At 74.4% G+C, this 24,647-nt stretch carries 28 protein-coding genes; 16 read left to right on the forward strand and 12 right to left on the reverse strand.

The window, feature by feature from the left end; translation table 11 throughout:
- The first annotated feature begins 138 nt into the window (after positions 1 to 138).
- Entirely contained in the window at positions 139 to 345 is a 207-nt protein-coding gene (locus tag Q0963_RS07440; RefSeq protein ID WP_299444769.1) for a cold-shock protein, read from the forward strand.
- A 93-nt stretch (positions 346 to 438) separates the two neighbouring features.
- On the opposite strand, the gene Q0963_RS07445 is transcribed toward Q0963_RS07440, so the two are convergent.
- Together Q0963_RS07445 and Q0963_RS07450 are read right to left on the reverse strand one after the other, a co-directional pair.
- Positions 439 to 864: a PPOX class F420-dependent oxidoreductase gene (locus Q0963_RS07445; protein WP_299444771.1), complete on the reverse strand. Its 426-nt coding sequence runs from the start codon at positions 862 to 864 to the stop codon at positions 439 to 441.
- Positions 865 to 873: 9 nt separating this feature from the next.
- A complete protein-coding gene (locus Q0963_RS07450) occupies positions 874 to 1,386 on the reverse strand; it encodes a DUF4442 domain-containing protein (RefSeq protein WP_299444773.1) in 513 nt (170 codons plus the stop codon).
- A 148-nt stretch (positions 1,387 to 1,534) separates the two neighbouring features.
- On the opposite strand from Q0963_RS07450, the gene Q0963_RS07455 reads away from it, so the two are divergent.
- The 3 genes from Q0963_RS07455 (at position 1,535) to Q0963_RS07465 (ending at position 4,486) form a co-directional block, all read left to right on the forward strand.
- Positions 1,535 to 3,154 (forward strand): hypothetical protein, encoded by a 1,620-nt coding sequence (locus Q0963_RS07455; protein ID WP_299444774.1) that lies wholly within the window; start codon positions 1,535 to 1,537, stop codon positions 3,152 to 3,154.
- 3 nt (positions 3,155 to 3,157) lie between these two features.
- A complete protein-coding gene (locus Q0963_RS07460; protein WP_299444776.1) occupies positions 3,158 to 4,000 on the forward strand; it encodes a DUF429 domain-containing protein in 843 nt (280 codons plus the stop codon).
- A gap of 75 nt (positions 4,001 to 4,075) precedes the next feature.
- Positions 4,076 to 4,486 (forward strand): nitroreductase family deazaflavin-dependent oxidoreductase, encoded by a 411-nt coding sequence (locus tag Q0963_RS07465; RefSeq protein WP_299444778.1) that lies wholly within the window; start codon positions 4,076 to 4,078, stop codon positions 4,484 to 4,486.
- A gap of 24 nt (positions 4,487 to 4,510) precedes the next feature.
- Here the strand turns inward: Q0963_RS07465 and Q0963_RS07470 are convergent, their stop codons facing one another.
- The 4 genes from Q0963_RS07470 to Q0963_RS07485 all read right to left on the reverse strand — a co-directional run bounded on the left by Q0963_RS07470 (position 4,511) and on the right by Q0963_RS07485 (position 8,214).
- Complete coding sequence (locus Q0963_RS07470; protein ID WP_299444780.1) at positions 4,511 to 5,116, reverse strand: LUD domain-containing protein; 606 nt, start codon at positions 5,114 to 5,116, stop codon at positions 4,511 to 4,513.
- The gene (locus tag Q0963_RS07475; protein ID WP_299444782.1) at positions 5,113 to 6,573 is read right to left on the reverse strand and encodes a lactate utilization protein B; all 1,461 of its coding nucleotides are present in this window, start codon (positions 6,571 to 6,573) and stop codon (positions 5,113 to 5,115) included. Before Q0963_RS07475 ends, Q0963_RS07470 begins: the two co-directional genes overlap by 4 nt.
- A gap of 220 nt (positions 6,574 to 6,793) precedes the next feature.
- Positions 6,794 to 7,537 carry a (Fe-S)-binding protein gene (locus Q0963_RS07480; RefSeq protein WP_299445001.1) on the reverse strand — a complete coding sequence of 248 codons (744 nt, stop codon included), beginning with the start codon at positions 7,535 to 7,537 and terminating at the stop codon, positions 6,794 to 6,796.
- Between the two features lie 17 nt (positions 7,538 to 7,554).
- Positions 7,555 to 8,214, reverse strand: a complete 660-nt coding sequence (locus tag Q0963_RS07485; RefSeq protein WP_299444784.1) for a class I SAM-dependent methyltransferase — start codon at positions 8,212 to 8,214, stop codon at positions 7,555 to 7,557.
- A gap of 101 nt (positions 8,215 to 8,315) precedes the next feature.
- Between Q0963_RS07485 and Q0963_RS07490 the strand changes: the two genes are divergently transcribed.
- The 6 genes from Q0963_RS07490 (at position 8,316) to Q0963_RS07515 (ending at position 14,783) form a co-directional block, all read left to right on the forward strand.
- Positions 8,316 to 9,407, forward strand: coding sequence for a radical SAM protein (locus Q0963_RS07490; protein ID WP_299444786.1), 1,092 nt, complete (start codon positions 8,316 to 8,318; stop codon positions 9,405 to 9,407).
- A gap of 25 nt (positions 9,408 to 9,432) precedes the next feature.
- On the forward strand, positions 9,433 to 10,341 hold the full coding sequence (locus Q0963_RS07495; protein ID WP_299444788.1) for a hypothetical protein: 909 nt from the start codon (positions 9,433 to 9,435) through the stop codon (positions 10,339 to 10,341).
- Positions 10,338 to 11,270 carry a putative selenate ABC transporter substrate-binding protein gene (locus Q0963_RS07500; RefSeq protein WP_299444790.1) on the forward strand — a complete coding sequence of 311 codons (933 nt, stop codon included), beginning with the start codon at positions 10,338 to 10,340 and terminating at the stop codon, positions 11,268 to 11,270. Before Q0963_RS07495 ends, Q0963_RS07500 begins: the two co-directional genes overlap by 4 nt.
- Positions 11,267 to 12,013 carry a phosphonate ABC transporter ATP-binding protein gene (locus Q0963_RS07505; RefSeq protein ID WP_299444792.1) on the forward strand — a complete coding sequence of 249 codons (747 nt, stop codon included), beginning with the start codon at positions 11,267 to 11,269 and terminating at the stop codon, positions 12,011 to 12,013. The genes Q0963_RS07500 and Q0963_RS07505 overlap by 4 nt, the downstream gene beginning before the upstream one ends.
- Positions 12,010 to 13,731 (forward strand): ABC transporter permease, encoded by a 1,722-nt coding sequence (locus tag Q0963_RS07510; RefSeq protein WP_299444793.1) that lies wholly within the window; start codon positions 12,010 to 12,012, stop codon positions 13,729 to 13,731. The genes Q0963_RS07505 and Q0963_RS07510 overlap by 4 nt, the downstream gene beginning before the upstream one ends.
- Before the next feature lie 101 nt (positions 13,732 to 13,832).
- On the forward strand, positions 13,833 to 14,783 hold the full coding sequence (locus Q0963_RS07515) for an SDR family oxidoreductase (protein ID WP_299444794.1): 951 nt from the start codon (positions 13,833 to 13,835) through the stop codon (positions 14,781 to 14,783).
- Positions 14,784 to 14,785: 2 nt separating this feature from the next.
- Here Q0963_RS07515 and Q0963_RS07520 read toward each other — a convergent pair whose 3' ends face one another.
- Positions 14,786 to 15,334, reverse strand: coding sequence for a dihydrofolate reductase family protein (locus tag Q0963_RS07520; protein WP_299444795.1), 549 nt, complete (start codon positions 15,332 to 15,334; stop codon positions 14,786 to 14,788).
- Positions 15,335 to 15,656: 322 nt separating this feature from the next.
- On the opposite strand from Q0963_RS07520, the gene Q0963_RS07525 reads away from it, so the two are divergent.
- Complete coding sequence (locus tag Q0963_RS07525; RefSeq protein ID WP_299444796.1) at positions 15,657 to 17,294, forward strand: glycerol-3-phosphate dehydrogenase/oxidase; 1,638 nt, start codon at positions 15,657 to 15,659, stop codon at positions 17,292 to 17,294.
- Positions 17,295 to 17,304: 10 nt separating this feature from the next.
- Here Q0963_RS07525 and Q0963_RS07530 read toward each other — a convergent pair whose 3' ends face one another.
- Genes Q0963_RS07530 through Q0963_RS07545 form a run of 4 tightly spaced genes read right to left on the reverse strand, consistent with a single transcriptional unit; the run spans position 17,305 to position 20,243 of the window.
- Complete coding sequence (locus Q0963_RS07530; protein ID WP_299444797.1) at positions 17,305 to 18,165, reverse strand: biotin-dependent carboxyltransferase family protein; 861 nt, start codon at positions 18,163 to 18,165, stop codon at positions 17,305 to 17,307.
- A complete protein-coding gene (locus tag Q0963_RS07535) occupies positions 18,162 to 18,776 on the reverse strand; it encodes an allophanate hydrolase subunit 1 (RefSeq protein ID WP_299444798.1) in 615 nt (204 codons plus the stop codon). The genes Q0963_RS07530 and Q0963_RS07535 overlap by 4 nt, the downstream gene beginning before the upstream one ends.
- Entirely contained in the window at positions 18,773 to 19,540 is a 768-nt protein-coding gene (locus Q0963_RS07540; RefSeq protein WP_299444799.1) for a LamB/YcsF family protein, read from the reverse strand. Before Q0963_RS07540 ends, Q0963_RS07535 begins: the two co-directional genes overlap by 4 nt.
- A gap of 37 nt (positions 19,541 to 19,577) precedes the next feature.
- Positions 19,578 to 20,243 carry a nitroreductase family protein gene (locus Q0963_RS07545; protein WP_299444800.1) on the reverse strand — a complete coding sequence of 222 codons (666 nt, stop codon included), beginning with the start codon at positions 20,241 to 20,243 and terminating at the stop codon, positions 19,578 to 19,580.
- A 119-nt stretch (positions 20,244 to 20,362) separates the two neighbouring features.
- Between Q0963_RS07545 and Q0963_RS07550 the strand changes: the two genes are divergently transcribed.
- Positions 20,363 to 21,019 (forward strand): SDR family oxidoreductase, encoded by a 657-nt coding sequence (locus Q0963_RS07550; protein ID WP_299444801.1) that lies wholly within the window; start codon positions 20,363 to 20,365, stop codon positions 21,017 to 21,019.
- A 5-nt stretch (positions 21,020 to 21,024) separates the two neighbouring features.
- Complete coding sequence (locus Q0963_RS07555; RefSeq protein WP_299444802.1) at positions 21,025 to 21,792, forward strand: YqjF family protein; 768 nt, start codon at positions 21,025 to 21,027, stop codon at positions 21,790 to 21,792.
- Here Q0963_RS07555 and Q0963_RS07560 read toward each other — a convergent pair.
- The gene (locus tag Q0963_RS07560; RefSeq protein ID WP_299444803.1) at positions 21,789 to 22,736 is read right to left on the reverse strand and encodes an aminoglycoside phosphotransferase family protein; all 948 of its coding nucleotides are present in this window, start codon (positions 22,734 to 22,736) and stop codon (positions 21,789 to 21,791) included. The genes Q0963_RS07555 and Q0963_RS07560 overlap by 4 nt on opposite strands.
- Before the next feature lie 78 nt (positions 22,737 to 22,814).
- Between Q0963_RS07560 and Q0963_RS07565 the strand changes: the two genes are divergently transcribed.
- From Q0963_RS07565 to Q0963_RS07575, 3 genes are read left to right on the forward strand one after another with little or no spacing between them, the layout of a single operon-like run.
- Positions 22,815 to 22,955, forward strand: coding sequence for a hypothetical protein (locus Q0963_RS07565; protein ID WP_299444804.1), 141 nt, complete (start codon positions 22,815 to 22,817; stop codon positions 22,953 to 22,955).
- 1 nt (position 22,956) lies between these two features.
- Complete coding sequence (locus Q0963_RS07570) at positions 22,957 to 24,519, forward strand: sodium-dependent transporter (RefSeq protein ID WP_299444805.1); 1,563 nt, start codon at positions 22,957 to 22,959, stop codon at positions 24,517 to 24,519.
- A complete protein-coding gene (locus Q0963_RS07575; RefSeq protein WP_299444806.1) occupies positions 24,516 to 24,644 on the forward strand; it encodes a methionine/alanine import family NSS transporter small subunit in 129 nt (42 codons plus the stop codon). Before Q0963_RS07570 ends, Q0963_RS07575 begins: the two co-directional genes overlap by 4 nt.
- The last annotated feature ends 3 nt before the right edge of the window (positions 24,645 to 24,647 follow it).

A 24,647-nucleotide genomic window follows, 5' to 3' on the forward strand; every position in this document is an offset into this window, starting at 1 on the left:
TGAGCTTTCCGTTTGTGACGTAGTAGCAGCATGGTCCCGTCGGGGCTAGAGGCACTTTCTGAGCAGAGGTACGCACCAGGCATCACCAACTCCGGGCGTTCCGACAGTCGGTCCGCTCAGACAGAAAGAAGGCCTCCCATGGCTACTGGCACCGTGAAGTGGTTCAACGCCGAAAAGGGCTTCGGCTTCATCGCCCCCGACGACGGCTCCGCCGACGTCTTCGCCCACTACTCGGCGATCAACTCGAACGGCTACCGTTCGCTCGACGAGAACGCCAAGGTCGAGTACGAGACCCAGCAGGGCCCGAAGGGCCCGCAGGCGGCGAACATCACCGTCATCTCCTGACGATCGCCCCTTCCGCGCCGTGAGGCGCACCCACGACCGCCGTCCGGCTCTGCCGGGCGGCGGTCGTGCGTCCGGGGGTCGGGGCCCGGCCGGTCAGGCGGCAGGCAGGTGCTCGACCTCGATGACGATGGCCGCCCGGGGCTTGCGCCCGACGCCCGTCAGGCCGGCGGCGGCGTTGGCGGCGCTCAGCAGCCGCGCCTGCCAGCCGTACTTCGCGGCGAGCGCCGCACGCACCGCCCGCACGCCGGCGTCGTCGCGGACCACCTCGGCCTCGCCGCGGTACATCGGCGCCCCGTCGGCCACCTGGCCCCGCACGTCACACGGCCGCAGCTCCACCCGCCGGGTGTGAGCGAGACGCTTGGTCTTCCCGGTGTCGTCCACGCTCACGAAGACGAGATGCTCGGTGCCGTCGACGGCGGGGGCGATCCACACCGGCGTGCTCACCGGTGCCCCGGTGCGGCGGAAGGTCGTGAGCGAGACGTACGGGGCCTCGGCGAGGGGGTGGCGGCGCGGGTCCATCCGGCCAGCCTAGGCGGGTGCGGGCGGGGCGGACCGGCGCACGTAGAGCTGCTTGCGGACCCGGGCGACGACCGTGCCGTCGGGGGCGGTGAGGTCGACCGGGAACCACCGCAGCACCGTCTCACCGGCGTCGGCCGCGGCCCGGACCTCGGCCACGACCGCCGGGTCCAGGACGAACACCGCGGTCACCGAGGACCGGCCCGGCGCGACGAAGTCGATCTCGCCGGCCTTGTCCCACACGACGTACCCGGGGCCGAGGTTGCGCATCATCATGATCATCCAGAACGGGTCGGTCATCGCGAACAGCGAGCCGCCGAACAGCGTCCCGACGTAGTTCGACGTCAGCCGCGACCGGCGCAGCCGGACGACGACCCGATCGAAGCCCTCGGAGATCTCGACGATGCGGATCCCGCTGGCCAGGAACGGTGGCCAGAGGTTCATCCCCCGGCGCAGCCCGTCGGGGCTGTCGAGCGCGGCCTTGACCCGGCCGATGCGCTGGGCGGGGCGGGCGTGCGTCGTCATGGGGAAAGCGTAGGTCGCTGGCCCTGATCGACCGCCCCCGGGGAGGGCCGTTCGGCCGAGAGTCACCGGCGACCTCCCTCGGCCGGGCCGCCGCTGTTCCTATCCTGGGACTCCTGCCGTTCCCCCTCTGCCCGGAGCGCCTCATCGCATGCGTGCCCACCCCCGGTTCGTCGCCCTCCTCGGCGGCGCCACCGCACTCCTCCTGACCCAGGTGGCGCCCTCGGGTGCCGCCGCGGGGTCGAGCGACCCCGCCACCGTCACGGGGGTCCTCGTCGCGCAGGTGGCCGACGACTTCGCCCGTGACCGCAGCGCCACCGAGCTCGCGGTCCGACGCGACGGCGACGGCCGGGCCGTCCCGCTCGTCGGGCTGGGCCGCGACGACGTGGCGGCGCTGGTCGGCCGCCGGGTGCGGGCGCGGGGCACCACCGCGGCGGGCGGGGCGATCCGGGCCAAGGGCTCCGGCGTGGCCGCCGCCGGACCGAGCGGGTCGGCCAGCGCGTCCCCGGATCCCATCGAGCAGGCCGCCGCCACCACGGCGGGCCCCACCGGACCACGCAGCGTCAAGGTCCTCGCGGTCGCCATCCGCTTCGCCGACGACCCGTCGGCGGCGACGCCGTCGACGAGCGGGGTGTCGGCGCGGCTCTTCAGCGGGTCCTCGAGCGTCAAGGGCTACTACGCCGACGTCTCGGACGGGCTGTGGACGGTGTCGGGCAAGGTCGTGGGCCCGTACACCGTCAGCCGGCCCGCGGGCGGGGGCTGCACCTCGGCCGATTACTACTCCTGGGCGAACGCCGCCGTTCAGGCCGCGGCGGACCGGGGCGTCGACACCGGCGCCTACACGCACTACATGGTCGTCCTGCCGCCGGGGAGCGTGTCGTGCGTATGGGCCGGGCTCGGGCAGGTGCCGGGCAACGTCACGTGGGTCAACGAGTCCACCCCCTCGGTCTACGTCATGGCGCACGAGCTGGGGCACAACTTCGGCGAGGGGCACGCCTCGACGTACCGGTGCACGGTGGACGGGACGAAGGTGGCCCTCGGCCGGCCGTCGCAGTGCGCCAAGGTGTCCGAGTACGGCGACCCCTTCTCGGTCATGGGCGGCACGGTGCGGCTCCACCACGCGACCGCCCGCCACCACTACCTCCTCATCGCCCCGCGGACGCTGTCCCCCGGTGAGGCACGCACCGTCCGGCTCGCGCCGGCGGACTCGACCTCGGGGGTGCGCGAGCTCCGCGTCGACCGCGGCGACGGCACTTGGCTGTCGGTGGAGTACCGGCGCCCGACCGGGGTCTTCGACACCTTCGCCGGGAACGACCCGGTGGTCACCGGCGTCACCGTGCGGGTCGACAACGGGGCCGGGGTGGCGACCTACCTCGTCGACTCCCGTCCCTCGACCACCTCCGCCACCGACGCGCCGCTCCAGGTCGGCGGCAGCATCGTCGACCCGCTGACCGGGTCGCGCATCACCCTGCTCCGGGCGGACCCGTCCGGTGCGAGCGTCTCGGTCACCTCGGGGACCGCCGTCACCGGCCTCGCCGTCGGCCACGTCGGGGCGACGGTCACGGCGTGGTGGCAGCCGCCCGCCGGCGTCACCGTGGCCGGGTACGACGTGGCGGTGGACCACGGGACCCCGGAGCGGGTCGTCGCCACCCGGTGGTCCGGCCCGGTCACCGCGGGCTGGCACACCGTGAGCGTGCGCGCCGTCGCCGCCGACGGGACCCGCTACCCCTGGTCGAGCGCCTCGGTGCTCGCCCGCGGCGCGGTGGGCTGACCGATGCCGGCGGGCCTCGAACGGGCGGCGCGGGAGGCGGAGTCGGCGCTGCGCCGGGCCGGGTACCCAGGCGACCTCGTCGACCGGGTCGCGCGAGCCCTGGCAGAGCACCGGGCATCGGTCGGCGCCGACGGCGGGCCCGAGCCGATCGAGGTGACCGCCCCTGTCCTCGGCGTCGACGGGTGCGCGGCCGGCTGGGTCGGGGCCCTGCTCGAGCCCGGGGCGCCGCGCCCGCGCGTCCTCGTCGCCCCCACGATCACCGCCCTCGTCGAGACGGCGCGGGAGTCCGCGGCGCTGCGCGTCGTCGGCATCGACATCCCGATCGGCCTCCCCGACACCACGACCCGCCGAGCCGACGCGCTCGCCCGGCGGGCGCTGCCGGGGAAGGCGTCCTCGGTGTTCACCACCCTGACGCGGGCCGCGTACGGGCAGCCCGACCGGGCGGCTGCCGACACCGTCAACCGTGCCGCCAGCGGGCAGGGCGTGGGGGCGCAGGCGTTCGCCCTGCGCGCCAAGATCCTCGAGGTCGACGCCTGGCTGCGGACACGCCCGACGCTCGAGGTGATCGAGGTACACCCCGAGGTCTCGTTCGCGGCGATGGCGGGCGCCCCGGTGCTGGCGGGCAAAAAGACCCCTCCGGGCCGTGCCGCCCGGGTAGCGGCGCTCGCCGCTGCCGGCGTCGCCCGCCCGTCCGTCCTGGAGGGGCTGGGCTACGCCGCCGACGACGTGCTCGACGCCTGCGCCGTCGGGTGGACGGCGGCCCGCCACGCGGCCGGGCTGTCGCGCTCGCTGCCGGACCCGCCCGAGGTCTTCTCGGACGGCATCCCGGCCGCCATCCGCGTCTGAAGCCGCGGTCCCGAGGAATACCGGCCGTGTGTGGCGTGCGTTGACCCTGGTACCACCGCTGACGAGGAGCAGGCCATGCCCGACTGGAACCAGCAGATCATCGACGAGTTCCGCGCCCACGACGGGACCGTGGCCACGAACGGGTTCGGGCGCAACCTGGTGCTCCTCCATCACATCGGCGCGAAGACCGGGACCGAGCGGGTCACGCCGGCCGCCGCCGTCCACCCCGACGCCGACACCTGGCTCGTCGCGGCCTCCAAGGCCGGTGCGCCCGACAACCCCGCCTGGTTCCACAACCTGCGGGCGCATCCCGACGTCCGCATCGAGACCCCGGACGACGGCACCGTCGAGGTCCGGGCCCGGGTGCTCGAGGGGGCCGAGCGGGACGCCGGGTGGTCCCGGATGACGGGGCTGTTCGAGGGCTTCCGGGCCTACGAGCAGAGGACGACCCGGGTCATCCCGGTCATCGAGCTCAGCCGGCGCTGACCGCGACCGCCCATCGGTGGCTGCTCACCCCGTGACGAGCACGACGTGTAGGCGCCGTGGCCCGTGGACGCCCTCGACCCGGTCCAACTCGATGTCGCTCGTCGCGGACGGCCCGCTGATCCAGGTCTGCGGCCGGGTCGGGTTGAGCGCGGCCACGGCGTCGACGACACCGGCGACGACCTGGTCGGCGGCCACGACGCAGACGTGCAGGTCCGGGACGAGGGTGATGGCGCGCCGCCCCTGGCCCGGGCCGTGGTCCAGGACGACCGTCCCGGTCTCGGCGATGCCGAGGGTCGCGCGCGTCACGACCGCGTCGACGGCGTCGAGCTCGGCGGCGGACAGGCCGTGGTCGGGGACGCACCGGGGGACGTCGAGCCACAGCGCGTCCGGGACGACGACCCGGGTGGCGGCTCCGAGGGCTGCGGCAACGGCGGCCTCGACGTCGCCGGGAGAACACCGGGTGACGGTGGCGCGGTAGTCGGCGACCCGCTCGGCGAAGAGGTCGACGACGTCCGCGCCCGGCGGTAGCGGGTCGCGGTCGCGGTAGGTGCGGTCGACGGCGACCTCCAGCGGGCGGTCCGGCCCGAGGGCGGCCCGCACGGCGGCGAGCACGTCGTCGCGGGTGCTCATCGCCGTCCCTCCTCGGTGCCGCCACCGCGGCGCCACCAGGCGCGGAAGGACTCGCGCGGCGGCAGCGGCAGGTCACGGGCCCCGGTCCAGCGGGAGCCGGCGAACGGCAGCCACGACACCGCGCCGCGCCCGCCGGGCATGCCCCGGCCGCGGCGGACGCGGCCGGCGCCGCCCGCGGCCTTCTCGGCCAGGGCGAGCCGGCGTGCGTCGCCCAGCGTCCAGGCCGCGGCGCGGACCGCGAGCGCCTCGGCCGTGGGCCGGGTGTCGCTGCGGTGGGCGTCGACGACCGCCGTCCGCAGGTGGACGAGCACCCCCGGGATGTCGATCGCCACCGGGCAGACGTCGCCGCACGCGCCGCAGAGCGTCGAGGCGTAGGGCAGCGCGTCGACCTGGGGATCCTGCCCGACCCCGCGCAGCAGCGGGTTGATGATCGCGCCGATCGGGCCGGGGTACACCGAGCCGTACGCGTGGCCGCCGACGCGCTCGTAGACGGGGCACACGTTGAGGCAGGCCGAACAGCGGATGCAGCGCAGCGCCTGCCGGGCGTACTCGTCGGCGAGGGCCCGGGTGCGGCCGTTGTCGAGGAGGACGACGTGCACCTCCTGGGGTCCGTCGCCGGGCGTCACGCCGGTCCACATCGAGGTGTACGGGTTCATCCGCTCGCCGGTCGAGGACCGGGGCAGGAGCCGCAGGAACAGGTCGAGGTCACGCCACGTCGGCACGACCTTCTCGATCCCGACGACGGACACGAGGACGTCCGGCAGGGTCAGGCACATCCGGCCGTTGCCCTCGGACTCGACGACGACGAGGGTCCCGGTCTCGGCGACGGCGAAGTTCGCCCCCGAGACCGCCATCCGGGCCGACAGGAACTTCTCGCGCAGGTGCAGCCGGGCGGCGGCGGCCAGGGCGGCCGGGTCGTCGGTGAGGTCGTCGGGGGCGGGGCGGCCCGCAGCGGCCATCCGGGTGCGGAAGATGTCGCGGATCTCGGCGCGGTTGCGGTGGATCGCCGGGACCAGGATGTGGCTCGGCAGGTCGTCCCCGAGCTGGACGATGAGCTCGGCGAGGTCGGTCTCCCAGGCCGCGATCCCCTGCTCGGCCAGCGCCTCGTTGAGCCCGATCTCCTGGGTCGCCATCGACTTGACCTTGACGACCTCGTCGATGCCGTGGCGGCGCGCCACGTCGGCGACGACGGCGCACGCGTCGGCCGCGTCACGCGCCCAGTGGACGGTGGCCCCGCGTGCGCTCAGCGCCTCCTCGAGGGCCACCAGGTGCTCGTCGAGGTGGGCGAGGGTCCGGTCCTTGACGGCGGCGGCCTGGGCGCCCAGGTCCTCCCAGTCCTCGAGCTCGGCGACGGCGCCGGCGCGCTTGCCCCGGATCGTCCCGGTCGCATGGGCGAGGTTGCGGCGCAGCTGGCTGTCGGCGAGCGCGGTCCGGGCTGCGACGGGGAACGGCGGCATGCCGACGAAGGTGCGCCCCATCAGCACCCCACCCCCACAGCCCGTACCTGCCGCGACCAATAGGTCACAGGGGGTACAGCATGGGTCCGTACCTGGCACGACCAATAGGTCACAAGCGGTGCAGCCGCCTGTCCCTGGTGTGACCTATTGGTCGATATCGGTCCGGGACGGGGCTGTACCTGGCGTGACCTATCGGTCGATCGCGGGACGGGGACGGGGGTCATCGGGTCGCCTCCTGCGTCCACGGGTCGTCGGCGGTCGAGGCGAGCACCTCGGCGAGGTGCATGGTCCGCACGCCCGTCCGCTGCCGCGACAGCAGCCCGCCGACGTGCATGAGGCACGACGCGTCACCGGCGACGAGGACCTCGGCACCGGTCCCGACGACGTGGCGCGCCTTGTCCGAGCCCATCGCAACGGAGGTGTCGGCGTTCTTGACCGCGAACGTGCCGCCGAAGCCGCAGCACTCCTCGGCGCCGGGCAGGTCCACGAGGTCGATACCGCGCACGGCCTCCAGCAGGCGCAGCGGCCGGTCCCCCACCCGCAGCATCCGCAGCGAGTGGCACGTCGGGTGGTACGTGACCCGGTGCGGGAACGACGCCCCGACGTCGGTGACACCGAGCACGTCGACGAGGAACTCGGACAGCTCGTACGTACGCGGCCCGAGTCGCGCGACGCCGTCGACGAGCGCCGGGTCCCCCGCCCGCTCGGCGACGATGCCGTGCTGGTGGCGCACCGACCCCGCGCACGACCCCGACGGCACGACGACGGCGTCGAACCCCTCGAAGGCGGACACCGTCGTCCGCACGAGCGGCACGGCCTCGTCGAGGTAGCCGGTGTTGACCATCGGCTGCCCGCAGCACGTCTGCGCCTCGGGCACCTCGACGTCGACCCCGAGCCGGCGCAGCAGGCGCACCGTCGCGCGGGGTGCCTCGGGGAACATCGCGTCCCCCAGGCACGTCGCCATGAGCCCGACCCGCACGCTCAGCCCTTCGCGGCGCGGCGCAGGAGGACGGCGGTGAACTGCTGGGTGCTCCCCCACGGCGTCACGTGGTCCTCCCCGGCGGTGTCGACCAGCTCGAAGCCGGGGAACTGCGCCGCGAGCTCGTGGTGGGTGTAGCGGACGATGGGCAGCCCCGAGCAGGTCGTGGGCCCGTCCGGCCCGAAGGTGGCCACGACGACCCAGCCGCCCGGGGCCAGACAGCGCTCGAGCGAGACGAGGTAGTCCTCCCGCTCGTCGGGCTCGGTGAGGAAGTGGAAGACCGCCCGGTCGTGCCACAGGGAGTACTGCCGGCCCGGGTTCAGGTCCAGGACGTCCGCCACGTCGAGGACCACCTGGGCTCCGGCCGCGCCGAGCCGGTCGCGCACCGTCTGCAGTGCGGTCGCGGACAGGTCGATGGCGGTGAGGTCGGTGTACCCGCGCTCGAGGAGGTGGTCGACGAGGGTGGACCACCCCGCCCCGACGTCGATGACGGGCTCGTCACGGCCGATGCCGGTGGCGTCGACGAGCCCGAGCGACAGCTCGGGCACCGACTGCCACCACGAGACGCCGTCGACGTCCTTGGAGCCGTGGACCCCCTCCCAGAAGTCCTGACGGCTCCCGGTGTCCGCCGGCCGCCGGAGGTCGCTCACGTCGTCGCTCATCCTCCGACGGTAGTCCGGACACCACGCCGCCGGGAGCCCCGTAAGGAGACCGTCACCGCCAGGCCCGTGCCATCCGAGCCCGGACGCCCTACGGTCGAAGCATGGTCCCCACCGGAGCACAACCGGTCCCTACCCCCCTCGGTGACGTGGCCCGGCTCGTGGACGGGGGCGACATGGACTGCGGCAGTGGCCTGCTGCTCCTCATCACCCGCGCGATGCGTCGGCTCGAGCACGGCGACCTCCTGGCGGTGCGCAGCGCCGAGCCGTCGGTGCGCACCGACCTCCCGGTGTGGGCCGAGCTCGTCGGGCACGACGTCACCGCCGAGCACGCCGAGTCCGCCGACGGCCCCTGGTGGTTCGCGGTCCGCAAGGTCGTGGGCCTCGCCGCCGACACGATGTTCACCGTCGGCGACCGGACGCCGGTGGGCCGCCGGCTGTGGGCCTACACGAACTTCGACTGCAACCTCGCGTGCGCGTACTGCTGCGCTCAGTCCTCCCCCAAGGCCCTGGCCCGTCGGCTCCCGGTCGACGTGGCACGCGCCGCGTTCGCGGAGTTCCGCGACCTCGGCGGCCGCGAGCTGTTCCTCACCGGCGGCGAGCCGTTCATGCACCCCGACCTCGGCGAGCTGGTGGCCGCGGGCGCCGGGCTGGAGCGCACGATCCTCACGAACGCGATGATCTTCGCCCGCGGCACGCGCCGGCAGACGCTGGAGGGCCTGGACCGCGACGTCGCGCTCCAGGTGAGCCTGGACTCCGCGACCCCCGACCTGCACGACGCCCAGCGCGGCGCCGGCTCGTGGGCCAAGGCGCTGAGCGGCATCGGCGAGGCGCGGGGTCTGGGCTTCCGGGTCCGGGTCGCGGCGACGCTCTACGACGAGGATCCCGAGGGCGTGCGGGCCCTGCACCGGCGGCTCGACGACGAGGGCATCGCGAAGGAGGACCGGGTCATCCGGCCCGTCGCGCAGGAAGGGTTCGCCGACACCGGGATCCACGTCTCGATCGACACCCTCGAGCCGGAGCCGACGATCACTGCCGACGGCGCCTGGTGGCACCCGGTGGCCGTCACGAACCCGAACATGCGCATCGCGGACTCCCCACTCCCCCTCGCCGAGGTCTTCGGCGTCGTCACCGACACCGTGGCGGTGCAGGATGCCGCCACCCGATCCGGACGGGAGGTGTTCCGCTGTGCCTGAATCCGACACGCGTACACCAACCACCATGACGGGCCGCGCGCGGTCCGCCGTCGACTGGCTGCTGGCCCCCGCCACCGAGGCGGTGCCCCGGCACCAGGCGGTCGGCGCGACCTTCCTGCGGATCCTCCTCGGCTTCCTGTGGCTGTGGAACGTCAACTGGAAGATCCCGCCGGACTTCGGCGAGGCAGGCGGGCGCGGCCTCTACAAGTTCACCGCGTTCGCGGTCAGCGACCCCGTGCTCCCGCCGTACTCCTACGTCGTGGAGCACGTCGTCCTGCCCAACCTGGCGGTCTTCGGGTGGGGCGTCATCGTCGCCGAGACCGCCCTCGCCGTGCTCCTGCTCTCCGGCGCCTGGATCCGCGCCGCCGCCGCGCTCGGCATCGCCCAGAGCCTGGCCATCGGCCTGTCGGTGGCGTTCGCCCCGAACGAGTGGCCGTGGGCGTACCTGCTCATGCTCGGCGCCCACGTCGCGCTCCTCGCGTCCTCGTCGGGGCGGTATCTCGCGGTCGACGCGATCCGGACCGGGCTCGACCACGGCCGGACCCTCGGGCGCGTGGCCGGAGGCGTCGCGCTCGCCGCCGGCCTGGTCGGCGTGCTCGGGTCGTTCGGCGACCCGCTCGCCGCGTCGGGCCCGCAGATCGGCACCTCGAGCCTCGAGGTGGGGCTCGGGTCGTTCAACCTCCTCGGCGGCGCGATCCTCCTCGTCGTCGGTGGCCTGCTGCTGGCCACCGAGCGGATGGGGGCACGGGCGGCTCAGGGCGCGCTGGTCGTTGCGCTGCTCGCCGCCCTCCTCATGCGGATCCAGGCCGGGTTCGCCGAGCGTCTGCTCGGCGGCGGCGGCACCTCGGCGACGCTGCTGATGACCCTCGCCGTCGTGGCCTTCGTCCGGCTGCGGGCCGTCCGCACCACCTCCCATCCCCAGGAGCAGCCGTGACCCCCTCCCTGCCCCGCCGCCACGTCCTCATCGGGTCGGTTGGCGTCCTCGCCCTCGCGGCCTGCGGCGCGGACGAGACCGCGAGCCCGGCCGCAGAGGCAGGCGACGGGACCGGCGGCACCCTCGTCATCTCGGCCATCCCGGACCAGGACCCGGAGAAGCTCGGTCGGCTGTACCCGGCGCTCGCGGCGCTGCTCGCCGACGCCACGGGTCTCGAGGTCACCTACCAGCCGGTCACCGACTACCCGGCCGTGGTCCGGGGGTTCGAGGTCGGCGACATCGGGCTGTCCTGGATGGGCGGGCTCACCGGGGTGCAGGCCCGCTCCCGCGTCCCGGGGGCCCGGGCCATCGCCCAGCGCGACATCGACGCCGACTTCCACAGCGTCTTCATCGCCAACACCGCGGCCGGGATCGCGCCGTTCACCGACGCGGCCGGGTTGACGGCCCTGGCCGGTCACTCCTTCACCTTCGGCAGCGAGACCTCGACGTCGGGCCGGCTCATGCCCCAGTACTTCATGGAGCAGGGCGGCCTTGCCGTCGCCGACCTCAAGGGCGAACCCGGGTTCTCGGGCTCGCACGACGCGACGGTCGAAGCCGTCGCCTCCGGCAGCTTCGAGGTCGGTGCGGTCAACGAGCAGGTGTGGAAGGCCGCGCAGGAGGCCGGCGAGGTCGACCTGTCCGAGGTCGTCGAGCTGTGGCGGACCCCCGGCTACGCGGACTACCACTGGCTCGCCCGACCCGACCTCGACGAGCGGCTCGGCGAGGGGACGACGCAGAGGATCACCGACGCCCTCCTCGCCCTCGACGCGGCGGACCCCCGCGACGCCGAGGTGCTGGACCTCTTCGGCGCCACGACGTTCGTCCCGACGGAGAACGCCAACTACGACCAGATCGAGTCGGTGGCCGAGGAGCTGGGACTCCTCGCATGACGGCGGCCGGCCCTGCCGTGCGGCTCACCGGGGCGACCCGGCGCTTCGGTGACCGCACCGCCGTCGACGCGGTCGACCTGACGATCCACCAGGGTGAGCGGGTCGCCCTTCTCGGGCCCAGCGGCGCGGGTAAGAGCACCTTGCTGGCGCTGCTCAACGCGTCGCTGCGACCGACGAGCGGGACGGTCGAGGTGCTCGGCGCGGACCTCGCCACCCTCACCGGGCCCGCCCTGCGCGTCGTGCAGCGCCGGGTCGGCACGATCGGCCAGCGCCTCGACCTCGTCGACCAGGTGCGGGTGCTGCACAACGTCAACGCCGGGCGGCTCGGCCGGTGGAGCACCGGCAGGTCGCTCCTGGCGCTGGCGCTGCCGCGTCCCGACCCCGTCGTCGTGTCCGCGCTCGAGGCCGTGGGTCTCGGCTGGGCGGTCCACGAGCGCACCGAACGGCTGTCCGGGGGCGAGCGGCAGCGCGTCGCCATCGCCCGGCTCCTGGTGCAGGACCCCGAGCTCGTCCTCGCGGACGAGCCGGTGTCGAGCCTGGACCCGAGCCGGGCCTCGGAGGTGCTGGGGCTGCTGCGCGCCGCGACGCCGGACGGCACCCTTGTCGTGAGCCTGCACCAGCCCGAGCTGGCCCGACGCCACTGCACCCGCGCGATCGGCCTCCAGCAGGGGCGCGTCGTCCTCGACCGCCCCGCCGACGAGCTCGACGACGCCCTCCTCGCAGAGCTGTACGCCCTGACGTGAGCCTCGACACCCGGCCGGCCGACCGGCCCGCATCCACGCGGGCGGCCACCGAGCGGCCCCGGGTCACCGCCCGCCGGGTCGCGCTCAGACGGCTCGTCGGGACCGGCCTCGTCGCCCTCGTCGTCGGGTGGTCCCTCGTCCGGTCGCTGTCCACCGACGGCGCCCTCGTCAACACCGGCGGGCTCCGCCTGCTGGGGCGGCTCCTCGCCGCCGTCGGGGATCCGGCGACCTCGCCCGACTTCCTCCGGATCGTCCTCGACGCCGCGCTGACCACCGTCGTCTACGCCGCGCTCGGCACGGCCGGGGCCCTGGTCATCGGGGTCGCCGGTGCCCTCGTCCTCAGCGACGCCACCTGGCGCCACCCGCCCGGTCGGGTCGTCGGTGCGATCCGCCTGGTCCTGCGAGGGATGCTGGTCGGCGTCCGCGCCATCCACGAGCTGATCTGGGCGCTGCTGTTCGTCAGCGTGCTCGGACTCGACCCCCTCGTCGCCGTCCTGGCCATCGCCGTCCCGTTCGGCGCACAGACGGCCAAGGTCTTCGCCGAGATCCTCGACGCCGCTCCCCGACACCCGGTCTCGGCGATGCGCGCGAGCGGTGCCCGGTCGGCAGCCGCTCTGGCCTACGGGCTCGTGCCGGCGGCGATCCCGCTGCTGCTGTCGTACGCGTTCTACCGGTTCGAGTGCGCGATCCGCTCGGCCGTGGTGCTCGGGGTCGTCGGGGTCGGCGGACTCGGCCAGGAGATGGTGCTCAGCCTCCAGTCGCGGAACTGGGACGAGGTCTGGACCCTGGTCGCGGCCGTCGTCGTCCTCTCGGGGGTCGTCGACGTGTGGAGCTCGAAGGTGCGCGGCGACCTGGCCGTCGTGTCGTGCTCGGACTGGTCCGGCGGGAGCACCGGGACCCCGCGCGGCAACCGGTCCTCGTGGGCGCGGTGGTCCGCCGTCTTCGCCGCCGTCGGCCTCGTCGCGGCGTGGTTCGCCTCGGGCGTCTCGTGGGCGGGCCTGGTGTCCGCACGCACGCGTGAGCTCACGGTCCGGCTCGTCGACGACCTGCTGCCGCCGGCGCTGCCTCCGGGCGGCTGGTCGGTGCTGGGCGGAGCGACGCTCGACACCCTGGCGATGGCCGTCCTCGCGATGGTCGTCGCGGTCGGCGTCACCCTCGTCGTCGGGCCGCTGGCGACCCGGGTGCGGCCCGTCGGGACCGACGAGGGTGCGGCCCGGCTCACCCGGGCGCCGCGGCTCGTCGGCCGGGTCGGCGCCCGGGGGGTGCTGCTCGTGCTCCGGTCCGTGCCGCCGACGGTCTGGGCGGCGCTGGCGCTGCTCGTCCTGTTCCCCGGGGTGCTGCCCGGGGCCGTCGCGCTCGGCCTCTACACAGGCGGCATCCTCGGGCGGCTCGTCGCCGAGGCCTGGGAGAGCATGGACACCCGGCCGCGGGACGCGCTGCGGGCGGCCGGCGTCCGGTCGGGCCTCGCCGCCCTGGTGGCCGTCCTGCCTCCCTCCTCCCACCAGCTCGTCACGTACACCCTGTACCGGTTCGAGATCTGCGTGCGCGACACCGCGATCGTCGGGGTCGTCGGGGCGGCCGGCCTGGGGCGGCTGTTCGCCGAGAACCTGTCCGTCTTCCGGTTCTCCGCGGTGACGACGCTGCTGCTCGCCTCGTTCGCCGTGAGCGCGGCCAGCGAGGTGCTCGGCCGCCGGATCCGCCGCGCCATCTCCGCCTGAGTGTCTAAGGCGCGGAATGGCTGTCGGTGCGCCCGACGTTCGACCGGGGGCCAGAGCCTCCACGACGACCTGCACGACGACCTGCACGACGAGAGGACCCCATGAGCCGCTGGACCGCCGACCAGATCCCCGACCTCACCGGACGGAGGGCCGTCGTGACCGGCGCGAACTCGGGGATCGGCCTGGTCCAGGCCCGCGCGCTCGCAGCGCGGGGGGCCGACGTCGTCCTCGCCGTGCGGAACACCGAGTCCGGGGAGGCGGCGGCCCGCCGCATCCGCCGCACCGGTGCGGGCGGGTCGGTGGCCGTCGAGCACCTCGACCTCGCCTCGCAGGGCTCCGTCCGGGAGTTCGCCGAGCGCCAGGAGGAGCCGCTGGACCTGCTCGTCAACAACGCCGGCGTGATGACCCCGCCCCGGTACCGCGAGACCGAGGACGGCTTCGAGCTGCAGTTCGGGACGAACCACCTCGGCCACTTCGCGCTCACCGGCCGCCTGCTGCCGCAGCTGCTCGCGGCCGCAGCCCCCCGGGTCACGACGGTCTCGTCCATCGCGCACCAGCGCGGCGACGGCGCTGTCTGCGAGGGCAACCCGCGCGAGACCTACGACCCCCAGACCGCGTACGGCCGGTCCAAGCTCGCGAACCTGCTGTTCGCCCAGGAGCTGCACCGGCGGGCCGCGGCCGCCGGGTCGGGCCTGACCTCGACCGCCGCCCACCCCGGCGTCACAGCGACCAACCTCGTGGCCAGCAAGGACGGAATGGGTTCCCTCCCGGTCATCGGCGCCCTCGGCCAGCTCGCCGTCAAGGCGCTCTTCCCCGGCGCCGAGAAGGGCGCCGAGGCCGTCCTGTACGCCGCCACGGCCGCCGAGCCGGGCTCGTACTCGGGCCCGACCGGCATCGGGGAGACCCGCGGTCCGGTCGGGCCGGCCCGCCGGTCGTCGTGGGCACGCGACGAGACCTTGGCCGACCTGCTGTGGCAGCGCTCCGAGGAGCTCACCGGGGTCACGTACTCGTTCGACGCCGGCGCCGGCCGGCTGCGAGGCAACCTCGCCTAGCGCTACGTGAGGACCCAGCGCTGGAAGCCCGCCCCGGTCCCGTAGGCCACCGCTTCGGCGAGTCGCAGGTCGCGCGTCGCGTAGCCGTCCGGGAAGAGCGGGCGCCCCTCGCCCTGGACGACGGGGTACTGGAAGAGGCGGAGCTCGTCGACGAGACCCGCGTCGAGCAGCGCGTGGACCACGCTCACGGACCCGGTGCACACGATGTCGCCGCCGTCCTCGCTCTTGAGGGTGCCCACCTGCTCGAGCCAGTCCGTCCGCAGCACGGTCGTCCCGCCCCACCCCGGATCCTCGAGGGTCGACGAGACGACGTACTTGCGGACCCGGTTGAGGTAGTCGCTGACACCGGTGGTGTCGTCGTCCAGGTCGCGCCAGTAGCCGCGGAAGGCCTCGAAGGTGTCACGCCCGACGAGCAGGGCGTCGGCAGCCTCCCGCTGGCGGATGTTCTCCGCCAGCAGCTCGCCGTCCTGAGCCTGGTCGTCGAACCAGCCGCCGATCATGTCGATCCGGCCGTCGAGGGTGATGTTCTCGGTGATCGCAAGGGTGCGCACGGCACCTCCTCCTTGTCGGGGGTGGTCCGGCCACCCTGCCCGTGACGGCGCTCCGACAGGGGCCTCCGGACGGACGAACCCGGGCATGCCCCCACCCGTACCTGCACCGACCAACAGGTCACGCCAGGTACGCACCCCGACCCCGGCTCCCGTACCTACCTCGACCAATAGGTCACACCAGGTACGCCCCGACCCCGGCTCCCGTACCTCCCTCGACCTATTGGTCACGCCAGGTACGCACCCCGGGCACAGGCTCGACGGTCGGCAGCCGTGATGCCACCGCACCCTCGGCGGGCCGGTCCGATGCACATAGGCTGAGCCCATGAGCCTCAGGTCGGCGAACATCGAGCGCATCGACGGCGGCTTCTTCGACGTGCTCGTCGTCGGGGCCGGCATCAACGGCGCCGTCTCCGCCGCCTCCTTGGCCGGGCGGGGCGCCTCCGTGGCCCTTGTCGACCGGGGCGACTTCGGCGCCTTCACGAGCCAGGAGTCCTCCAACCTCGTCTGGGGCGGCTTCAAGTACCTCGAGAACTACGAGCTCCCCCTCGTCTACGGGCTCTGCAAGTCGCGCAACCGGCTCATGAAGGCCTACCCCGGCAACATCAAGGAGATCGGCTTCCTCGCCTCCCTCACCTACGACGCCCCGTACAAGCCCTGGTTCGCCGGGCTGGGCGCCACCGCGTACTGGGGCATCGGGATGTTCGGCACCAAGCGGCCGCGGGTCTTCGACGCCAAGGAGGTCAAGGCCGAGGAACCGGCGATCGACACCACCAACGTGCGCGGCGCCATCCAGTACCAGGACGCCTTCCTCGTCGACAACGACAGCCGGTTCGTCTTCTCCTTCGTCCGGTCCGCGCTCGAGGCCGGGGCCGCCGTCGCCAACTACGTCGAGGTCGTCTCGGCCGAGCGCATCGGGGACCGCTGGGTCGCCCACCTGCGCGACACCGACACCGGCGCCGAGATCACCACCTCGGCCCGCGTCCTGGTCAACGCCGGTGGCCCGTTCGCCGACGACCTCAACGAGCAGTTCGGCGCACACACCGAGCACCGCATCGTCTACTCCAAGGGCATCCACCTCGTCGTCCCGCGGCTCACGACGACCCGGCACGACCGGGTCCTCGCGTTCTTCGACGACACCCAACGGCTCTTCTACGTCATCCCGATGGGCCGCCGCTCGGTCATCGGCACCACCGACACCCGCGTCGACACCCCGTACACCGAGGTGACGGCCGAGGACCGGCAGTTCCTCCTCGACCAGATCAACGCCCGCCTCGACCTCGACGCGCCGCTGACCGTCGACGACGTCATCGCCGAACGCTGCGGGGTCCGCCCGCTGGTCGTCACCCGCGGCCACGGCGACCAGACCGACGTCGACTGGACCTCGCTGTCGCGCAAGCACGAGATCGAGCGCGACGACGACCGCGCCGTCGTGTCCGTGCTCGGCGGCAAGCTCACCGACTGCCTCAACGTCGGCGAGGAGGTCGCCGACGAGGTGCAGGCCCTCGGCATCCCGCTCGAGAAGGACCTGCACAGCTGGTACGGCGAGCCCGCGGCGCAGACCCGGGCCGAGTTCTACCGCCAGGCCCGGCTCATGCGCCTGGACTCCCTGCGCTCCAAGCCCGACACCGAGCCGCTCAGCGACCGCCTGTGGCGCCGGTACGGCCGGCGGGCCTTCGACCTCCTCGAGGCGATCCGGGCCGACCCGGCGATGGGCGAGGACGTCATGGGCTCGGCCGACTACCTGCGCGCCGAGCTCTACACCGCCGCCGAGGCCGAGATGGTCGTGACCCTCGACGACTTCATGCGCCGCCGCAGCAAGATCGACCTCGTCGTGCCGGACGCCGACATCGACGACTCCGAGGGCCTGCGCGAGGTCGCGACGATCCTGTTCGGGGACGACGCCGAGCGCCGCCTCGCCGACTACCGGGCCGCCAAGCGCCCGCGCCAGGGAGCCCAGTAGGGCCGGCGCCTCACGGCGCGTCGACCCAGCGGAAGGTGACGTCGCGACCCGGTGGCACCTGCGCCGCGCGGTCGACGTCCGCGTCGACGACGACCGCCACGACCGGGTAGCCGCCGGTCACGGGGTGGTCGGCGAGGAACACCACCGGCTCGCCGCTCGGCGGCACCTGCACCGCGCCCCGCCACACGCCCTCGCTCGGCAGCTCCGCGTCCCCGGCGGGGTCGACCGCCCCACCCGCCAGCCGCATCCCCACCCGGTTGCTCCGCTCCGTCACCCGCCAGGTCGTGCGGACGAGGAGGTCGGGGTCCCGCACCCGGTCGGCCCGAGGGCCCCGGACCGCGCGCAGGACGACATCCCCGCCGTGGTCCGGCCACGGCACGTACGGCAGCGTCGGGACCTCACCCCCGGGCGCCCCGACCGCGAGGACGTCGCCTCGTTCGAGAGGCGCGGGCCCCAGCTTGGCCAGGACGTCGCGGCTCCGGGAGCCGAGCACCGGCGCCACGTCGATGCCACCGCGGACGGCGAGGTACGAGCGCAGCCCGTCCCGGGGGGGCCCGAGCCGGATCCGCGCACCGGGGGTCGCCCGGGCGAGGGCGTGCGACCCCACGGGACGGCCGTCCACCGTGACCTCGCAGACCGCCCCCGTGACACAGAAGTCGACGGCGTCCTCGCCGACCTCGACCTCGAGACCGCCGGCGGTCACCTCGACCCCAGCCGCGCCCTCGGGGTTGCCGACGACCCGGTTGCCGAGGCGCAGGGATCCCCGGTCGGCGGCCCCCGAGCGCCCCACGCCCACCCCCGCGAGCCCCGCTCGCCCGAGGTCCTCGACGAGGGCCAGCGGGCCGGTCGACCGCACCGTGAGGGCCCTCACGGGCCCACCTCGACGAACCGGACCCGGACACCGGGGCGCATCAGCGCCGGCGGCTCCCGGTCGAGGTCGAACAGACGGAGCTCGGTGCGTCCGATGAGCTGCCAGCCTCCGGGCGACTCGCGCGGGTAGACCCCGGAGTACTCGCCCGCCAGGCCCACCGCGCCGGCCGGGACCCGGGTACGGGCCTCCACGCGCCGCGGGACGTGCAGGCGGTCGTGATCGCCCACGAGGTAGCCGAACCCCGGCGCGAAGCCACCGAAGGCCACCTGCCACAGCTGCCCGGTGTGCGCCGCGACGACCTCCTCGCGCGTCAGGCCGGTGAGCCGGGCGACGTCGTCGAGGTCCTCCCCGTCGTAGACGACCGGGACCTCCACGACGTCGCCCCCGTCACCGGTGCTCTCCGTCACCGGGTCCACCCGGTCCAGCGCGGCGCGGACCTCCGCCACGGGGACCCCGTCGGCCGCGACGACCAGCACCGTGCGGGCGGCCGGCACCACCTCGCCGACGGCCGCGGGGCGCGCCGCGCGCAGCCCGGCCGCGAAGGCCATCGCCTCCGGCCCGTCCGCCAGCTCGACGAGCACGGCCCGGTCGCCGTACGGCAGGACCTTCACCCGAAGGCCCTCACCGTCACCCCGGCCTCCGCGAGCGTCGCCCGCACCCGCCGGGCCATCTCGACCGCACCCGGGGTGTCGCCGTGCAGGCACACCGACTCGGCGTCGACGGCCACCACGCTCCCGTCCACGGCGCTCACCTGGCCCTGGGTGACGAGCCGGACGACCCGGCGCGCCACCTCGGCGGGGTCCTCGAGCACCGCTGCGGGCTCGCCACGCGGGACGAGCGTGCCGTCCGGGGTGTACCCGCGGTCGGCGAACGCCTCGCGGACGGCGCGCAGCCCGGCCGCCTCGGCCCGGCGGAGCAGCGCCGAGCCCGGCAGGCCGAGCACCGGGAGCGACGGGTCGTAGGCCCGGACCGCCTCGACGACGGCCCGGGCATGCCCCTCGTGGTGCACCGCGGCGTTGTACAGCGCCCCGTGCGGCTTGACGTAGGAGACCCGGGTCCCGGCGACGCGGGCCATCGCCTCGAGCGCCCCCACCTGGTAGACGATGTCGTCGGCGAGTTCCCCCGGCTCGACGTCGAGGAAGCGGCGGCCGAAGCCGGCGAGGTCCCGGTAGCCGACCTGGGCCCCGACCGCGACCCCGCGCGCGGCGGCCGACTCGCAGCAGCGCCGCAGGGTGCTCGGGTCGCCGGCGTGGAACCCGCAGGCCACGTTGGCGCTCGTCACGAGCGCCAGCACGGCGTCGTCGTCGCCGAGCCGCCAGCGGCCGAAGGACTCCCCGACATCGCTGTTGAGGTCGATGACCGCGCTGTCCGCCATGGTCGTCGATCCTCCCAGGTTGTGGGCGCGCCGGGGCTCAGACCTCGACGAGCACCTCGTCGAGCGGCTTGCGGGTGATGGCCGGGACCCGGGCGCCGTCCGCCGGGAGCCCGACCGGGATGACGACGAACGGTCGCTCGTTGGCGGGCCGCCCGAGGATCTCGGTGAGCCAGCGCATCGGGGACGGGGTGTGCGTCAAGGTGGCGAGCCCGGCCCGGTGCAGCGCGGCGAGCAGCAGCCCGACCGCGATCCCCACCGACTCCTTGGGGTAGTAGGGCTTCGGCTCGGTCTCGCTGCGGTGGACCTCGAAGACGACGACGAGCACCGGGGCGGTCTCGAGGAAGGGTTTGTCGGCGTCGGTGCCGAGAGGAGCGAGCGCGTCCAGCCACTCCTCCCCCGCGCGGCGTTCGTAGAACTCCCGCTCCTCGGCCTCGGCCCCCTGGCGGATGCGCCGCTTGGCCTCGGGGTCGGTGACGACGACGAAGCGCCACGGCTGGAGGTTCGCCCCGCTCGGGGCGCTGGCCGCGGCCCGCACCGCCTCGCGCACGGCGTCCAGCGGCACCGGGTCGGGCGCGAAGTCGCGCAGGCTCCGCCGGGTCGCCATGAGGTCGGCGAACTCCCCGGCCCGGGCCACCCGCTCGGCGTCGGTGAGGTCCGGTGCGCGCGGCGCCGGCTCGGTGGGGACGGGCTCGTCGGGGGTCACCGCCCCATGCTCTCGCACCGGTCCGGCGGTGGGCGGTGACCGCGCCCTGCCCACTCCAGACCCGGCTCTCCGCGCCACGGCCGGGGAACAGCCCCACGACCGCCGGGGTTGGCACCACCATGCGCACTCTCATCATCGGTGGCCACGGCAAGGTGGCCCGCCACCTGTCCCCGCTCCTCGTCGACCGCTCCCACGAGGTGACGGCCGTCATCCGGGACCCGGAGCAGTCCGCCGACGTCGAGGCCGACGGGGCCACGCCACTCGTCGCCGACGTGCAGGCGATGTCCACCGACGAGCTCGCCGACCTGCTGCGCGGCCAGGACGCCGTCGTGTGGGCCGCCGGTGCGGGTGGCGGCAGCCCCGAGCGCACCTACGCGGTGGACCGGGACGCGGCGATCCGCTCGATGGACGCCGCCTCCGCCGCGGGCGCACGCCGGTACGTGATGCTGTCCTACTTCGGCGCCGGGCCGGACCACGGCGTCCCCGAGGACCACGGGTTCTTCGCGTACGCCGACGCCAAGACCGCTGCCGACGCACACCTGCAGGATTCGGGCCTGGACTGGACGCTCGTGCGACCCAGCAGCCTCACCGACGACGCCGGCACCGGTCGGATCGAGACGTCCCGCCAGGGCGCCGACGCCGGGTCCGTCCCGCGGGCCGACGTCGCCCTCGTCATCGCCGAGGTCCTCGACCGGCCCGACACCGCGGGCCTCGTCGTCGAGTTCAACAGCGGCGACACCGCCGTCGCCGACGAGCTGGCCGCCGCCACCGCCTGAGTCGCGTGCCCTCGCCGACGCAGGCCCGACCGCCGGCCTTCGACCCGGTCCCGGCGCCGCTGCCGGGACCGCGGACGATGCGGCAGACCTGGGCGGACATCACCTTCGTCCACTGGGCCGTGGAGCCCGACCTGGTCGCGCCGCTCCTTCCCGCCGGGACCCGGCCGGACGTGCTGGACGGCGTCACGTACGTCGGGCTCATCCCCTTCCGGATGCACCGAGCCGGGTTCGGGGCCGGCCCGCCGGTGCCGTGGTTCGGGGACTTCCTCGAGACCAACGTGCGTCTCTACTCCGTCGACGCGGCCGGGCGCCACGGGGTCGTCTTCGCCTCGCTCGAGGCCGAACGGCTCGCCGTGGTGCTCGGCGCCCGGCTCGCAACCGGGACCCCGTACATGTGGGCCCGGATGCGCCTACACCGCGACGGCGACCTGCTTCGCTACGAGACACGGCGTCGGTGGCCGGGGCCGCGGGGCGCGGGGGGACGGATGGAGGTCCGGCTCGGTCCCGAGATCGCCACCCCGACGCCGGTGGAGCAGTTCGTCACCGCCCGGTTCGGGCTGCACACCCGCGTGGCCGGCCGCAGCTGGTGGATCCCCAACCACCACGAGCCGTGGCCGCTGCGTCGGGCCCGGCTCCAACGGCTCGACGACACCCTCGTCACGGCCGCCGGGCTCGGCGGGCTCGCCGGGGAGGACCCCGCGTCGGTGCTCCACTCCCGCGGGGTCCACACCGTGTTCGGGACCCCGCGAGCGCTCCGGGGCACCGGCCCCTAGAGGGACTCGAGCACGCCGGTGAGCGCCTCGAGCTGCCACGCGGTGTCGTCGTCCTCGACCGTGGCGGCCAGCAGCGAGGGGACGAACGAGGCGACGTCGACGAGCGCCCAGCGCAGGCCTCGCGCCCGCATCCGGGCGGGGTCCACGGAGCGGCCCGTCAGCCGTCCGTAGAGGCCCACGACGTCGACGGACGTGCGCGCGGCGACGAGCCACAGGTCGCGTTCCGGCTCGGCGAGGCGGGCGGTGTCCCAGTCGACGAGCACCGGGCCGGAGGCCGCCCGCACGACGTTGCCGGGGTGCGGCTCGCCGTGGGTGACCACGAGCCGCTCCGGGTCGGGAGGTCCGCTCGCGTCGAGGTCGCGGAACGCGTCCCGGACCGCCGGACCGAAACGAGCGAGCAGGGCGTCGACCGCGCCGGCGAGCGGGCCCGACCCGAGGCCCCGGCCGGCCGCCGTCGCCGTGAGGGCGCTCTCCAGGGCCTGGCGCCCCAGGACGCGTGGGTCCTCCACCGGGGCACCCCGCGGTGGTGTGCCGTGCAGGCCGCCGAGCAGGCGGACCAGGGCGCTCGCGTCGTGCCCGGACCAGCGGTCCCCGAACCGTCCGACGGCACCGTCGAGCCACGACTGGACCGACACCGCCCACCTGCCGACCACGACGACGAGGTCGCCGTTCGCGGCAGGCACCGGCCCGTGGGCCCCGTCGACGCCGCACGAGCGCGCCGCAGCAGCCACCGCGAACGCGGCCACCAGCGTCTCGTGCGCCCCGGGCTCGCGCACCTCGTCGGCCGAGACGAACCACCGGTCGCCGTCGGGTCCGGTCACCGCCCAGTGGTGCGAGCCGAAGCCCACCGGGAGGTACGTGGCCGTCGCGGCGGCCGGCGCCCACCCGGCCCGCACGACGGCGAGGACGTCGCTCTCTGCGAGGTCGGTCGGCGGGGTTCTCATCCCCGGCACCGTACGGCGGGTGGCCTTCGAGAACCACCCGTGGTTGGCTGACCCCGACCGCACGAGAGGAGACGCGCCATGTCACGTCCGTTGCACTTCGAGATCCAGGCAGACGACATCGAGCCGGGCATCAACGGCGGTCTCCTGGAGCGCCCGGCGCCCGTACCCGACGAGGGCATCACCTTCGGCATCCACCAGCCCGACCCCGAAGCCGCCTGACGTGGCGACGGAGGTCCGGACGCCCCGCACCGGCTCCGCCCACCGCGGGTCGTTCAGCTCGCGCAAGGTCTTCATCCTCGCCGCGATCGGGTCGGCCGTCGGGCTCGGCAACATCTGGCGCTTCCCCTACGTCGCGTACGAGAACGGCGGCGGGGCGTTCATCCTCCCGTACCTCGTCGCCCTGCTCACCGCCGGACTCCCGTTCCTGCTGCTCGACTACGCCCTCGGACACCGCAACCGGGGCTCGGCGCCGCTGTCCTTCGCCCGCACCCACCGGCGCACCGAGTGGATCGGGTGGTGGCAGGTGGGCATCTGCTTCGTGATCGCCGTCTACTACGCCGCCGTCATCGCGTGGGCCGTGCGCTACACCGGGTTCTCGGTGAGCAAGGCCTGGGGCGACGCCCCCGACGAGTTCCTGTTCGGGACCTTCCTCCAGGCCGGCGACCCGGGCGTGAGCCTCGACGTCGTGCCGGGCGTCCTCGTCCCGCTCGCCGTCGTGTGGCTCGCGGTGCTCGTCGTCATGTCCCTCGGCGTGCAGAAGGGCATCGGCGCGACGGCGGTCGTCTTCATCCCCGTGCTGATCCTCGCCTTCGGCGCGCTCGTCGTCCGGGCCCTGTTCCTCCCCGGCGCCGGCATCGGGCTCGACGCGCTCTTCCGGCCCGACTGGGCCGCCCTGACCCAGACCTCGGTCTGGGCCGCCGCGTTCGGGCAGATCTTCTTCTCGCTCTCGGTGGGCTTCGGGATCATGATCACGTACAGCTCCTACGTCGGCCGGCGCACCGACATGACCGGCTCCGGGCTCGTCGTCGGGTTCGCCAACTCGGGCTTCGAGCTGCTCGCAGGCATCGGGGTGTTCGCCGCACTCGGCTTCATGGCCCAGGCCCAGGGCGTGGCCGTCGACGAGGTCGCCTCCGACGGCCTCGGCCTCGCCTTCGTCGCGTTCCCGGCCATCATCAACGAGGCGCCGGCGGGCGCGCTCATCGGCGTCCTGTTCTTCGGGTCGCTCGTGTTCGCCGGGGTCACCTCGCTCGTCAGCGTCATCGAGGTCGTCATCTCGGCGGTCCGCGACAAGTTCGAGATGACCCGCCTCGGTGCCACTCTCACGGTGGTCCTGCCGTCGGCCGTCGTCAGCCTCGTCTTCTTCAGCACCACGAGCGGGGTGTACGTCCTCGACATCGTCGACCACTTCATCAACCGCTACGGCATCCTGCTCGTCGCGGTCGTCAGCATGGTCGCCGTCGCCTGGTTCGCCCGCGCACTCGGTCCGCTGGCGGCGCACCTGAACCGCACCGGGTCCGTGCCTCTCGGCCGGTGGTGGACCGTCCTCATCGCGGCCGTCACCCCGGCAGCGCTCACCGTGGTCCTCGTCCGCGAGCTGGTCGCCGACCTGGCGTCCCCGTACGAGGGCTACCCCGCGTGGATGCTCGGCCTCTTCGGGTGGGGCATCGCGGCCGTGGTCCTCGCTCTGGCGGGCGCCGCGATGCTCGTCCGCTGGCGGGCGAGCACTTCCCTCACCCCGCCGGACGACGATCCGGCCGAGCACACCGCGGAGGTGGCCCGATGACCAGTGGCGCGATCGTCATGATGCTGTTCGCGATGCTCGTCCTGTGGGGCGGGCTCGGGCTCGCCGTCTGGAACCTCGTCCGGCGCAGCAAGGCACCCGAGGAGAAGTACCGCCGGGACCTCTGAGCG

Origin of the sequence: uncultured Phycicoccus sp., from assembly GCF_947495705.1 — a bacterium.
Classification (GTDB): Bacteria; Actinomycetota; Actinomycetes; order Actinomycetales; family Dermatophilaceae; genus Phycicoccus.